Source organism: Ruminococcus flavefaciens, assembly GCF_900143025.1.
Classification (GTDB): Bacteria; Bacillota; Clostridia; order Oscillospirales; family Ruminococcaceae; genus Ruminococcus; species Ruminococcus flavefaciens_I.
The window spans coordinates 93,167-107,275 of record NZ_FRCT01000004.1 but is presented as its reverse complement, the minus strand read 5'-3'; the positions used below and the strand labels follow the sequence as shown (position 1 = coordinate 107,275).

The 14,109-nt window shown below is 32.3% G+C and carries 9 protein-coding genes and 1 pseudogene; 9 read left to right on the top strand and 1 reads right to left on the bottom strand.

The window, feature by feature from the left end; genetic code table 11:
* The 9 genes and pseudogenes from BUB28_RS05660 to BUB28_RS05625 all read left to right on the top strand — a co-directional run bounded on the left by BUB28_RS05660 (position 1) and on the right by BUB28_RS05625 (position 11,000).
* On the top strand, positions 1-588 hold the full coding sequence (locus tag BUB28_RS05660) for a class I SAM-dependent methyltransferase (RefSeq protein WP_081373400.1): 588 nt from the start codon (positions 1-3) through the stop codon (positions 586-588).
* A 325-nt stretch (positions 589-913) separates the two neighbouring features.
* The gene (locus tag BUB28_RS05655; protein WP_072949675.1) at positions 914-1,102 is read left to right on the top strand and encodes a Sec23/Sec24 zinc finger-containing protein; all 189 of its coding nucleotides are present in this window, start codon (positions 914-916) and stop codon (positions 1,100-1,102) included.
* A gap of 162 nt (positions 1,103-1,264) precedes the next feature.
* Entirely contained in the window at positions 1,265-3,262 is a 1,998-nt protein-coding gene (locus BUB28_RS05650; protein ID WP_207647083.1) for an AAA family ATPase, read from the top strand.
* Complete coding sequence (locus BUB28_RS05645; protein ID WP_072949672.1) at positions 3,255-4,202, top strand: hypothetical protein; 948 nt, start codon at positions 3,255-3,257, stop codon at positions 4,200-4,202. The genes BUB28_RS05650 and BUB28_RS05645 overlap by 8 nt, the downstream gene beginning before the upstream one ends.
* Before the next feature lie 226 nt (positions 4,203-4,428).
* A pseudogene (locus tag BUB28_RS17625) lies at positions 4,429-4,566 on the top strand (HNH endonuclease); the annotation flags it as partial.
* 96 nt (positions 4,567-4,662) lie between these two features.
* The gene (locus tag BUB28_RS05640; RefSeq protein ID WP_081373398.1) at positions 4,663-5,913 is read left to right on the top strand and encodes a hypothetical protein; all 1,251 of its coding nucleotides are present in this window, start codon (positions 4,663-4,665) and stop codon (positions 5,911-5,913) included.
* 12 nt (positions 5,914-5,925) lie between these two features.
* Positions 5,926-7,389 (top strand): hypothetical protein, encoded by a 1,464-nt coding sequence (locus tag BUB28_RS05635; protein ID WP_072949670.1) that lies wholly within the window; start codon positions 5,926-5,928, stop codon positions 7,387-7,389.
* Positions 7,390-7,742: 353 nt separating this feature from the next.
* A complete protein-coding gene (locus tag BUB28_RS05630) occupies positions 7,743-9,719 on the top strand; it encodes a retron Eco8 family effector endonuclease (RefSeq protein WP_072949668.1) in 1,977 nt (658 codons plus the stop codon).
* A 231-nt stretch (positions 9,720-9,950) separates the two neighbouring features.
* A complete protein-coding gene (locus BUB28_RS05625) occupies positions 9,951-11,000 on the top strand; it encodes a reverse transcriptase family protein (protein ID WP_072949666.1) in 1,050 nt (349 codons plus the stop codon).
* An 873-nt stretch (positions 11,001-11,873) separates the two neighbouring features.
* On the opposite strand, the gene BUB28_RS05620 is transcribed toward BUB28_RS05625, so the two are convergent.
* A complete protein-coding gene (locus tag BUB28_RS05620) occupies positions 11,874-13,871 on the bottom strand; it encodes a leucine-rich repeat protein (protein WP_081373397.1) in 1,998 nt (665 codons plus the stop codon).
* Between the last annotated feature and the right edge of the window lie 238 nt (positions 13,872-14,109).

The window sequence follows — 14,109 nt, the reverse complement described above, 5'->3', positions numbered from 1 at the left end:
ATGATGATTAACGTATCCGATGCATTAATGTATTTTAAATACTATACTAAAACTATATACTTGGAAATTTTAAAAGCCTGTAAAGGGTTGGATTACACAGGAAGGATAGAAAGCAATATTTCTTCTTTGAGAGGATATGAAGGCTGTTATCCTATCAAAAGACTATTAAAAAAGCTGAATATCAATCTGGAGGATAGAATTTTGGATATAGGCTGCGGTAAAGGTTTATCCTTGTATTACTCGTCTATGTTTTGCTTTGAAAGGATTGACGGAATTGAATATTCAAAAAAGCTGACGAAAATTGCTAAACGCAATGCAAGGATGCTAAAGGACAAAAGAGTTCATATCTATAATTGTGATGCTAGGATATTCAAGCATTATGAGCAGTATAATTATTTCTTTATAAATAATCCTTTTTCTTCAGAAATAATGGAGCAAGTTGTCTTTGCCATAATTCAAAGCTATAAGATCAAAAAAAGAAGAATAATTGTAATCTATCAGTTCCCTTTCAGTATTGATGTATTCAGAAAGTATAATTTCAAAATAATATACAAAAATTTTCCAAATGTTATATTGACATTTGGATGAATTTGTGATATAATTAATTTAAGCTAATAACTAGCGTATATTATTTTCCGGAGGGGATTAAATTGAAGATTAAATGGAAAGTAAAGCCCAAGCCGAAGAAAACTGTAAATTCGTTTGGGTGTTTTACACACTGTGAAAAGATGAGAAACAGTTAATGGGGGGTGCGTAATGAAAAAAGTTATACTCAAATGGAAGGTTGCTAGGAAGCCTGAAAAAGCTGCTAAGAAGTCGGCAAGTCATTTCACATTTAGAACTTGTACTACAAAGTGCGGTGAATGATAAACGTATGACTATTTGTCATTTGTCTATACAGGAGGGTTAAACTATGAGTGAAAGATTTCCTGATATTGACTGGTGGTGCGATCGTTGTGGAGCATATCTGAACGATCAGGATGGATTTGACGACAATAATTACACACATAAGTGTACTGAGTGCGGACATAAGAATAGCATCTCTAGAGATAATATTTATGATTCACACGAGGATTATTGGAATACCAATTCAGATGATTAATTAAAAAACGGCTGAACCACGAGGATCAGCCGTTTGCTATTTTTTGATTCAAACGTAAACTTATAATATCTGCGCTTATAAATAGTCTCTTCGATGACAAGTAAGTGTCAACCAATGAACGTGTTTTTACGTTTTCAAAGTTATTGTTGTTATTTATTTGATTTGAAAGTTGGTAAAATAATGGAATTATTATATTTATGGATTTATAGAGATAATTGTTTTTATTGCAATGAATTTAATTTCTCACCTGAATACCATATTTGTGTTGATGATTTGGAGAATCCTCAAAAAATATATATAGAAATAAAAAGTGAAAAGGTTTTGAATATATTTAAACAGGAGCCAATTTTGAATATTACATCGGTTGTAGGTTCAAATGGATCTGGTAAGACGTCGCTATTATCTTATATAGCTTGTAATAGCTGCATTCAAAAGTTCTCAGGTGAAGAGGGATATGAACTATTTCAAGAAGAAGAATATAAAGATAGAAAATCAATATATGTATTCAAAGATGAAAATGAAGAGATATTTGTATTTCACAATTTAGAAAATGATCTGGATACTGGAGATTATAAAGTTTTTCATGCAAATGGAGATGATGACGTTTTAACATTAGCCGAATTACGAAAGCAAACAATAGTATATCTTTCCAATAGCCTATATGTTAATGAACGTTTAGAAGGGTATTCTACTATTAATCCAGTAATTAATTATAATATTCATCCATCTTCTATAAAGCTTATTTCAAATAGCTTTTATAGGAGAATATTTGGTAAGGGCAAATTAGAAAATATTACTCAAAATGACAAAGAGTTTGCTTGGCTAATTTACAGGGATAGCAATTCATTTCAAGATATTTTGGATATTGCTTACTATAGTTTTCTGTTAAGTAATGATCGCTTAAGAGAGATTGACACAATAAAAATCCCTTCGATAGGAATAAAATCTATTTGGGAAATAGAAGAAAAATATAAGAAAGAATATAATGAACATGAAAAATTCAATAGAAAGAAAACAGAATTCTTGAATAAGTATACATCAATTCGACAAGATATAACGAAAAATATATCGAACTTATTATATTATAATTTGCTTTTTGAAATATATTTCTATCACGATATTAATGAGCTTCCGTCAAATGGTATTGATGAAATAAAAAAGTCCTTAAGAGACGTAATTGATTCCATTAAAGATAATAAAAAATATAATGATTACTATGCCGAAATAGAAGAATTTACAGGTATAACTTCTTCACTTGATCCATATGATAATCTTATTAATAATAATTATGATATGGCTATAAGATATGATAGAAAAATCGATTATTATAGTAAACATAATGAGTTTAGACGATGTGTAGATTTCGTAGAAAGAAGATATGAAAGTGGTAACTCCTATGTTTTACGCTATTTAACAATAAGAGATAACTACATGAGTTCTGGTGAAAGAGCCTTAACAAATTTCTTTTCATGGTTAGTAGCAATACCGACATTTGATAAAATAATGTATAATACTCCTGAAGAAAATGACGATGAATCATCTGAAGGCAAAATAAATAACAGTACAACTACATTCAATAATAATTATCTCATTCTTATAGACGAGATTGATCTATATTCACATCCTGAGTGGCAGAGGCAAATCATCAAAGTGTTGATTGATAGAATTGGTATAATATTAAAGGATAAGAAAGTTCAGATTATACTTACAACACATTCACCATTACTATTGTCTGATTTTCCTAAATCAAATACAATATATCTTTATAGAAAAGAAAATGGAAGAAGTTATGCGTGCAATCCAGATGCTAGAAAGGAGACTTTTGGAGCTAATATTTACACTATTCTGAAGGATGCATTCTTTCTAGAAAATGGTGCTGTTGGTGAATATGCACGTTTAAAACTTCTTGACTTGTCTGATAGACTTAATAAAGGAAAGAATAGTGATAGCGATGAGCTTTTAATTAATATGGTTGGCAGCGATATAATAAGAAGTGAACTACGTAAAAAGTTGATAAAAACAAAGCATGGGATGATTTCAGTTATAAAAGAAGAAAAAACATCGAAAGATAAAAAAGAATTATTACGACTTCAAAAGCAGTTAACGGAATCGCTTACTGTTATTAATGAGATTCTGAATAGTGGTGATATAGATGATTAAAATTAATTTATCAATAAATCAAATAGAAAGGATTAACTCAATAATTGATAATGATATTGACAGTTTTTTATGGAAAGGATATAACGAATGTGTTTTAGAAGTTCTAAGGAGCAACAAGCTTACTCAAACATTAGAACTAATAGGAACAAAAGAGAAATTGAAAGAAAATTGTAAGATTTTTGGACGTAAAAAACTATTAGCTTTTGGTAATAAAGTTAAGACGGTCTTTGAAATAGAAAGTGCCAATAATCTAACTATAAAAGAGAAAATAAAAAAGGAATTTACTAAACAATACACAAATTTTAGTCACCGTGCCTGTGCATATGAAATATTATCCATTATAAATGCTTCAGTGTGCCCTTACTGTAATCGATTGTACACTTTTACCGTAGAAGAAGGAAAAAAGACACGTCCTGAATTTGATCATTTCTATTCTAAAGATGATTATCCTTGGCTGGCTATTTCTATATATAATCTTATACCATCATGTGGTATATGTAACAAAAGTAAAAGCAGTAAAGATACTATAAATTTGCTTTATCCATATGAGGAATCTTTTGAAGAATATGATATTCATTTTAATTTGATTGATACTGTTCCTCTTCTTCTTGATGAAATGAATATCAAGAAAAAACGATTAGTCAAAATGTGTAGCAAGAATGCAGATGCTTCAAGAATAATTAATAAGCATAATAATTGCTTTAAACTTGAGGACATTTATAATGAACATAGGGAATTTATTATTGACTTAATTAAACGCATATACATTTTTAATGATGATTGTATTGAAAGCATTTATCAATCATATAACGATATTATTGATGACATTGATGATTTAAGGAGCATGAGCCTCGGAACGTTACCTTATCATGACTATTTAAATACACCACTTGCCAAGTTAACAAATGATTTGATTGAACAGATGTTATATGATGATTAAAGTATAATGTAAGCAAGATATCAAAGAGTATAGGATAAGCTGTATTTTCAGTGAGCATGTGAGTATCAGACAAACGCAACTTCAAATATTTTTAACAGAAGTGCAGATGTCGTAAAAGAAACCAGAAAGCGAGCAAAAGGTATAAGCCAGTATTGCAGCCTGCTCCAGTTAACGATAAAAAGATTGAACAATATTTGTGGTACATCACGTTATCTGACTATCACTAGGTGGGGCAGATAGCACTGACAATACAGTTGCTCTGTGTCTGAATTGTCATACAAAAATGCACATTCTGGATAAGTCGGAAGATATATTAATTCTACAAGAAATCATTAATACAGCAAATAATCTTAAAACTATATAGAATAAGCTCCCTATATGGGAGCTTATTAACCTAAATAAATGGCAATAGAGTGCTGATATCAGATATCCGAAGAATTGATTATGAGAGGAAAATACTATGTATATTACATTAATAATCCTATTAATAGCTTCTGTTGCTGCAGCATCGATGTTGATATATTGGAAAGCTACTAATCAGATGTATCGCTATTGGAAAATTGTGCGGTTCTTTAAGCGGCGCGAAGTTCAACCTCATATCGATAGTATTCGAAGCATTAATGAAAGTATAAAAGCAACCAACAGTGTTGTTCAAAGTAAAAATACACAAAAAGGAATTGTCAGTTTTGTTAAACATAGCGCTGAAAAAAACGTTGCAAAGGGAAAGCACACAATCGACAAAATAAAATATAAGAGAGTTTTTGATACACATAGGAATGCTTATCAAGCATATCTTGATTTTTGTCAAAGTAAGAAGCTTCCATTAAGTGATGAAGAGGAAGCTTTCATTCCATTTATTGAGGAAACAGAGGATTTACTTTATCCTGAAAAAGCCCTTGATCGACAGCTTCAAAAAGCAAATGATGAGTATGACAGTGCATATTCTGCTTTTAGTGCTGCAGGAGAAGAGTTATTTCAAATCCGTAATGATTCGGTTGAAATAATTGATAGGGTTACAGCTTTTATTAATAGCCTAGCTAAACATCCAAAGGAGTATGATACAGATGTTTCTGAAATATCGTCCAAGAAAGAGGAGTTTAAAAAAGCGATTGATTTTGGAAAGGAAGAACATAAAAAGCTAAAGCAATCTGCTGTTGGGGCTGGTACAGGTGTTGCGGCCGGAGCTGCTGTTGCAAGTATGGCTCCAACTGCTGCCATGTGGGTAGCTACAACTTTTGGAACTGCTTCAACAGGAACAGCTATTTCCGCATTAAGTGGTGCTGCTGCTACAAATGCTGCACTATCGTGGCTCGGTGGCGGAGCATTAACCGCAGGCGGTGGAGGAATGGCTGCGGGACAAGCGCTTCTAGCACTTGCTGGCCCCGTTGGATGGGGATTAGCCGGAGCTTCAATTTTTACAAGTGTTCTCTTGTTTTGGAGAAAAAAGCGAAAGATTCAAGAAAGTAAGAAGCAAGAAATCGAAAGAATGAAAAATTGTACATATACATTGAAAAAACTGCAAACAGATATTGAATTACTAAAAGCAGAAACTATGAAGTTCAATCATAAACTCAAGAATCAACTGATTGATTATAGTTCGTTATCAAATCAAGACTATTCGCTGTTTACTGATGAGCAAAAAAGAGCTATCGGAGCAATTGTAAACAATACAAAATCATTATCCATGCTTATAAGCAAAGTGTTATCATGATGGAGTGATAATATGAAAGATGGAAAAACAAGCAAAATAGCTAAATCTGATCAAGAGCAAGCGGTTGCATCGTGGATCAATTATCTTAATCAAATTAGGTTAGACCGTTTATTCAAGGCAATTCAAGCACAGAATACAAATCTTAATCAAGCTTTGCATACATTAAATAAAACACTTTCTACGATAAAGGAGGATATTATCATCAGAAATCGTGGCGGTGTTAAGGGGATGCATGGTTTTATTGCTGAGGTGGCAGAGTGTGGTATAGGAAACGCACGACAAGAAATTGTTGGTAACGCTCCAGCATATGAATGGATAAATGATAATGGACCTGCTGATCTTATACGTGATGGCATTCAAATCCAACAAAAGTTTGTAAATGCAGAAAACCATTTATCTCTCCAAGCAATTAAACAACATTTTTCCACATATCCGTGGTTTATAAAAAAAGGCTGTCGCTATCAAATTCCACAAGATCATTATGATAAAATAAAATATCTGCTATCCATATCAAAAGAACAGGCAAATAGAATGCCTACTGAAACAGGTGAATTCTCATTAAAACAGTGGAGAGAAGTTCATAGTTTCTTTGAAAATGGAGATGTGAAGTTTTCAGATATAGAACCTTCCATCTTAAAATATGAGTCGGTACAATCTAACACGATTGAAAAAACAATATCCGATGAAAGAAAAGCAATCAAGAAAAAAGATGAAGCTATCAGAGATGAGGTTTATGCACAGAGCAAACCGACATTACAAGAAGGACTAAAAGCAGGTGCAATTTCAGCAGTTGTTGAAGGTGGAGTTACTTTCGGTCTGGAAATACGAAAAATAATAAAGTCTGGAAAGTCTATAAAGGATTTCTCAAACGATGACTGGGCAGAGATATGTAAGAAGACTGGACTGGGAACAGTTAAAGGCAGTGTTCGTGGAATTTCCATATATGCCCTTACGAATTATACCGCAACACCTGCTGCCGTAGCAAATGCGCTAGTTACAGCTTCGTTTGGTATTGCACAGCAAGCCTATTTGATGAAGGAAGGTAAGATTACTCAAGAAGACTTTTTAAGGAACTCAGAAAAGTTGTGTGTAGATGTGTCGGTAAGCGCATTGTCATCGTTTATTGGGCAAGCAGTTATTCCGATTCCGGTAGTCGGAGCTGTAATTGGAAATACGATAGGAAATCTAATCTATCAAACTGCCAAGGAAAGTTTGAAAAAACAAGATAAGCAATTAATTGAAAGCTACATTCTAGAAATCGAAGCACTATCTCATTCGTTGGATGTTCAATATAAGCTATATGTTGAGCAGCTAAACGAAGCCATGAAAGAATATTTTTTGATATTAGAGGATGCATTTGCGGTTGATTGTGTTCAAGCTTTTGATGGTTCTATTCAACTAGCAAGATACATTGGAGTTTCTGAGAATGATATACTGAACACAATTGAAGATATAGATGATTACTTTCTGAGTTGAAAGTTTAATTTGAGTTTTGAACAAGTAGATTGTATAGTAGCTGATAAACTGTATCCTTAGACACAGTATATAAAATAATTAGCACAGAAAACACAGTGGCTCTTCGCCGAAACTGGCATACATAGATGCATTTTTTGATAATCTGGAAGATATATGACAACAAAAAAGCTTTGATAATATTTAAAATACTCGCCCTTAAAGGGCGAGTACAAACAAATATAATGGTTGGATAGGTGGCGTTTGGTGCCTTCTGTTTGACATTTTATTAGTTTTTTGATATAATTTTGCGTATAGTGGAGTATAGACTTTATGTATGAATTATACTGGAAAAAGTTATATATGGAGCAAGTAAAATGATTGAGAAAATTATAATAAAGAATTTTAAATCAATTAAGGATGTTACATTTGATTTTAGGGATAATCATGAAAATATTTTATGTTTACTAGGTAAGAATGGAAGTGGAAAAACTAATATCACTAAAGCTATATTATATTTTTGGGAGCATCTTTGTGATGATTTTTCTTCAAATTCGATATGTGATAGTGTGAATCCTTATAATCAGACGGCAGAAATAACGGTTTCTTTTGATATTAGTCTGCTAAGAAGAAAGGCTCAGAATAATTCTAAGTTGAAAGAAGAGATAGATTATATTGATAAAAAAATAGGAGGGGATAGCTTTCTTAATCCAGTAAATAGTATTGAAATAAAGATGATTCAGAACAAAAATGGAAATATTATTTGGTCCGATGCGGATTATAATATTAGAAAAACTATAAAAAAATGTTTCCCTGTTTATTTAATAAATACTAGGTCGTTGGATATATATACATGGGAGAAAATATGGAACATTATTAGCGATATATCCATGACTAAACCAAAGGTTTCAGATACAGAAATAATTGATTCACTAAATTTAGTATTTGAAAAAATATTTGGTTCAAAATACTTGGATGTTGAAAAAGCTTTGAGTGAGATTTTTGAAAAGCAGAAAATTTCATTTGACAAGTATCATTTTGATTCAAAATTTAAATCGGCATTTGCAATGAGATTCGGTGGAAATATATTTCAGTTCGATAAAATGAGTCTTGATTTTTATTCTGAAGGAACAAATTCATATAAATACTTATTATTATTTCTTGAATTGGTATCTAAGGTGACAGCATTTAGTAGTAAATATCCTATAATTCTATTAGATGAGCCAGAAATAGGAATGCATCCTAATTATATTTATGAATTCGTGAGATGTGTATGTGATAATATTCCAGGAAATGCCTTGTTATTTATGAATACGCATTCTCCGGAATTAATTAAGGATATTATAAAAACTATTTCTGATACAGGTAATACAAATTCATTTTCTCTTTATCAAGTAAGCTATAATAAGCGTTATTCAATAATGCGAAAAATGAATACAAAATTTCTTTTTATCAATAAAGAAATCATTTCTTTAAACGAAACGGAATGTTATTTTTATGATGCGATTGTATATGTTGAGGGTAAAACAGAAATGCAGCTATTCAATAACTATTATCTTCGCTTAGTGTTCCCTAAGCTTAGACAAGTTTGTTTTTATTTGTCTGGCAGTGATAATGTTAATCTACAAAATGTTTCAGTTGAAAACATAAATTTGGGATCCAAATTTAAGTTTTTAGTTGATATGGACAAGATTATTTCATATAATAAAACGAGTGAACGTTTTGTAAAAAAAACCAGAGAAACTATAAGCCCATTAATTGATGAGTCTAAATTGAAAAGATTGAATTATGGTTATTATGAAAATAAGCCTATATCCAAAAAGCAATGCATTGATAAAATAGAACTATTATTGAAGAATAAATATACATATAAAAAAAATACACATTATATTGAAGATAATGATTTTAGTGAATTAATGAAAATGATACTTTGGTATTGCAGAAATGAAAACTGTATAGTGAATTGGTCAACTATAGAAGGCGAATTGATAACATACGAAAATATTGATAAATTCATCTTGTTTTTGAATGGTAAATCTATTAGCAAAAATAAAGTGACTCAGCATAATGGAATATGTAAAATAGCTGATTATAAAGAAAAAACTGTTTTAATTCTTGCTGAAATGAACGGAAAAACGGAGACACAAGAAGGAACCAAAAATAGTAAAGTTCAATATCAAGGAAATGATCTTCAAAAAGATCTTTTAGATAAAAAGACAAGCGGATGGGTCGGCGAATGGTTAGAATACTATTATAAGAACTACCTTTATGGGAAGATAGATCAAAGAGTAATTTTTGAAAAGGATTTTCCTTCATTATATAAGACTTTACAAATAATAGAAAATATGGTATAATTATTAAGTGAGTAGTAACTGGTATAAAATGTGCATAATTTTATATCGCCTTGTAGATATCTGGTGATTTTATCATTAGAGAATCCAAGGGTCGCATATTGCTATTTAAACTTGCATCAAGATGCTCGTTTATGCTTCGAACTCGCGGTGCGGTATTCTGTGAAGTACTCACGAAAATATGAAAAGAGGGTATTACTAATACCCTCTTTTTATAGAATATGAGGATTGCTTATGGATTCATTTAAAATAGCTAATAAAGAGGAATTTATAGAATTAATTGATGTTTCAGAGGATGAATTAAAGGAGATATTAAAGAATAAGCAGAATTCATATCATAAATGCTTTGTAAACAAGAAAAAGAGAGATTCAATACGGATAATATTCGCATTGGATCAGAAATCAAATCTTTTCAAAATACAACGCGCTTTACAAAGAAAATTTTTTTGTAATTTTTATTTTCCAAGTAATGTATATGGATTTATTAAGCAAAGGAACTATATTGATTATTTAGAACCTCATTGTTCCCGAAATGGTACAAGAAACTTTTTGCGGTTAGATATAAAGGATTTTTTTGGTACAATCGATATTAATCATATAAAAGAATGCTTAAAATACTATATTGCCGATACATGTGATGAAAATGAAAAAAAGTATATTATTGATTCTATTGCAGAAATAGTGACATATGAAAATAAATTGATTCAAGGAGCAATTACATCACCTGTTATTTCAAATTTAGTGTTTAGAAAACTTGATATTCGAATAGAGAGATTTTGCGAGAAAAATAATGTTATATACACTCGATATGCTGATGATATGTTGTTTTCGGGAATAGATTTTGATGTTCACAAACGTACATTTATTAATATGATTGCAACAATTATAAAAGACTATGGTTTCTCTTTGAACTATAAGAAAACTATTAAAATGCATGAAGAATTATCTATAAATGGGTATGTTTTGGGAAGAGATATTAAAATATCAAGAAAGAAATATGAATCGGTAAATTGCCTTTTATATTATATAAATTCTAAAATAAACAAAATCCCTATTTCAAGATCATTTAAATATCAATTGATTAATATCTTAGCTGGATATAGATCCTTATTCATCCAAGTACTTAGATATGTTCATGATAGTCATAACAAAGAGGTTATCCAAAAAAAAATAGCGGAGATTGAAAAAGGAATTAATAAAATAAGCCAATTTAAGGAGAATAATATTGGTGCTAATAAAGATTATGAAGATAAAATTCTAGAGGAGATTTGCAGTAAAAAATAAACATCAATGCATGAGAAAAAATAAAGCCTCCTTCATTTACGGAGCTGAAAAGTAATATTTTAGATATAGTTTAATACGATTACTGCCTTGATAAAAGGTATTAAATGTGATAAAAAAAGTAACAATTTATTGATTAGGACAATGTTGCTTTCGAATAATAGAATTGCTGTAGAGCAATATAATACAAATTAGATTTGGTTATTCAAACAATATTGCGCCTTTATTCTCAAGACAATGTTTTTTCAGTGTTGTACATCAACGCGCACATCAACCCAAAGCAAAAATGCTCTGCGAAGCTTCGTTGAAGCTTTTGAACATACGGCTATTTTACGCGCTGTATGCCTCTAGGTGATTCTCTGTAAAACATAGGATAGTCACCTCATAACCCGAAGGTCGTTGGTTCAAATCCAGCCGCCGCAACCAAACATTTGGCACTATATTGCAAAATATAGTGCCTTTTATGTTTGCCTGAATATAGGCTTGTATTGGCAACAAATAACTGCTCACAGGATTGATTTTATATCATCTTGCGAGCAGTTATATTTTTTGATTATATGCCCAAAATTGGTTTTATACATCAATTATACATCAATTGTGTTATTTTTTCCCTATTCTACCAACTAATATCAGGGTGTGTTTTTCACTATTATAGAATTCTTTGTTAACCTCGGTTAACGTCATCTGGAAAGTAACGTAAATTAGCCAAATACCGCAGCCTTATGGCTGCGGTATAAAGTGAATAATTGCTTGACAAGGATTCTATTGATATCAAAGAAATGCTTCTTTAAATTCAACTTGCTCATTAAATAGACTCGCTGTTTTTTTGCGATTTTGAATTCGAATCATAGAGCAGTTACTTTTTATAAGGTTAGATCAGATCACAGTTAACGTGACAGGCATGGAATTAATAGTGTATCCGTCTTGATTCGTAATACAACAATAAAACTTCATTCCGTTTGTATCTTCATCAGCCGGCCAACGAAGGGTCGGTTCAATGCCTTCGGCGCATTGCATATAGTCCCAGCAACCTATCCTGTCGTTATATACCATCCACTGATAATGCAGATCTTCGCCGAATAATGTAACCTTGAATTCTGCGGTACCGCCATTTGATACTTTTACGCTGACCGGTGCTGCATCGTTTACATAATCCCAGTATCCTTTATGAAGTGCATGGAGTTGGGAAAGCACCTCTCCCAGCCTGTCGTTGATCTGTTCTGGTGTGCTGTCAAAGCCGAATGCAAATCGCAGCATTCCCTGATATGCATTTAGATCGTCCATGAAATCATGAGCAAAGTCAGTGCCATCCAAATCGAAGTCATTATCCAGAATTCCATCCCAATTGCTGTCAGGATAATCTTGCAAACACTTCGGAATTTCTTTGCTGATATCATTATGGTACACCTCAAGCAACGGATGATCGTATTCGAGATACTGATCATAAGTGGTACACGGCGTACTTTTGAGAAATGAATCATAGGAAATTTCATACTGTGCATCATTGGTTACATCAACAGTATAATACTTATCATTTATTCTGACAAGATTTAAGACATGTATGTTACACCCAATTATATGAGATTCTATTTTCGCTGTGGTAAGCAACATTGTATATGCTTTTGCAAAACCTTCACATACAGTTTCTCCCATTCCCTCGCCACGGGCATTAATGGCATAACTAAGAAATATTGATGAAGCAACATGATTCTCAACATCTCCGACATCTTTTCCGTCATTGCTGTTTTCTTTCTCACAATGACAAATGAGCCAATCATGTAGTTGTCTTGCCTTTAACGCATCATTCATCCACGGATCGGTTTCTGTTTTGACGATATATTCACAAAGCTTCGTACAGTATTCATCAACAAATCCTACATTTTCACTTCTGCAAAAATGGTCACGGATAGATTCGGTAATGGCAGGATTGATAATTGGGTATATCTCACCATTGCTGTCTGTTTCGTACTGTAATGCTTCTTTTCCATTGACAATATGTAGACTCGGGCAGTCTATAAAACCGCACTGATTTGAAGGAGTTCTAGAATTAGGCGAAAGCTGTACTTTTTCCAATTTAGAACAATTCCAAAAAGCACCGCTTTGGATTTCAGTTTGCCCCTGAATTGATACTGAATTTAAAGAAGAACACTTGTAAAACGCACCAGGTTCAATTGTTTTAATGCTTGAAGGGACGATATAAGATTGTAAAGATGTGCAATTAGAAAAAGCACTAGAACCAATCGTTTTCACGCTGTCTGACAGATAAATATTCTTCAGTGATGTACATCCAGAAAAGGCACTCACGCCAACTTCTGTTGCACCGTTTATTGTTACGGTATGCAGGGAGGTGCAGTCAGAGAAAACACTTCCGCCCATTTTTATATCAGCCGGGATCGTTAGAGTCTTAAGACCTTTGCATGCCTGAAATGCATAACTGCCGATGCTTGGCATATTCTTCGACAATGAAATATCAGTCAATACCGGACATTTATAAAATGCGTGTTCATCAACTTTCGTTGCACCTTTGAATTCCACGGAAGTCAGCGAATTACACCAGCCAAAAGCAAATTCTTTGATTTCTTTCACATTTCCGGGGATCGTCAGTTTGGTAATTTTATGACTTTGAAATACCCCTTTTCCAATTACTGTGACGGTATAATTTCCGACCTTTTTAGGGATTGTTAATTCCTTTTCATTTCCGTCATATCGTGTAATGGTCGCTTCTTTCGTAACAGTATCGTAGGTGTACGAGAATCCGTCATCTGTTGTGCCGTTACCTTGTGCAGCTTCAGCCGTCAACCTTGGCGAGAATGCTGTAATAGTCAAACCAAGCATTGTGGCGGAAAGCCATGTAATGATCTTGCTGTGTTTCATGTAATATTCCTCCTAAAATATTATATACCGAACTATCCTCCGTTTGCAGATAGTAAAGCACTGTGCTGATATAAGTGTTGTTTTCGTCATTATATAGCATCATTGCATCCATAGTCAAACGAATTTCGGTAAGCTGCATTTTTAGAACGGTAAGTTGTATTTTTTAGCAGGTAAGTTGCATTTACCTGTGATGAATTAAAAAAACATACATAATCGTTTTATTATCGGTTTTTAGTAA

Excerpts from the sequence above, each read along its gene's own strand:
- BUB28_RS05660 (WP_081373400.1), top strand. The coding sequence starts at position 1 with ATGATGATTAACGTATCCGATGCATTAATGTATTTTAAATACTATACT.
- BUB28_RS05655 (WP_072949675.1), top strand. The coding sequence starts at position 914 with ATGAGTGAAAGATTTCCTGATATTGACTGGTGGTGCGATCGTTGTGGA.
- BUB28_RS05645 (WP_072949672.1), top strand. The coding sequence starts at position 3,255 with ATGATTAAAATTAATTTATCAATAAATCAAATAGAAAGGATTAACTCA.
- BUB28_RS05640 (WP_081373398.1), top strand. The coding sequence starts at position 4,663 with ATGTATATTACATTAATAATCCTATTAATAGCTTCTGTTGCTGCAGCA.
- BUB28_RS05635 (WP_072949670.1), top strand. The coding sequence starts at position 5,926 with ATGAAAGATGGAAAAACAAGCAAAATAGCTAAATCTGATCAAGAGCAA.
- BUB28_RS05630 (WP_072949668.1), top strand. The coding sequence starts at position 7,743 with ATGATTGAGAAAATTATAATAAAGAATTTTAAATCAATTAAGGATGTT.
- BUB28_RS05625 (WP_072949666.1), top strand. The coding sequence starts at position 9,951 with ATGGATTCATTTAAAATAGCTAATAAAGAGGAATTTATAGAATTAATT.
- BUB28_RS05620 (WP_081373397.1), bottom strand. The coding sequence starts at position 13,871 with ATGAAACACAGCAAGATCATTACATGGCTTTCCGCCACAATGCTTGGT.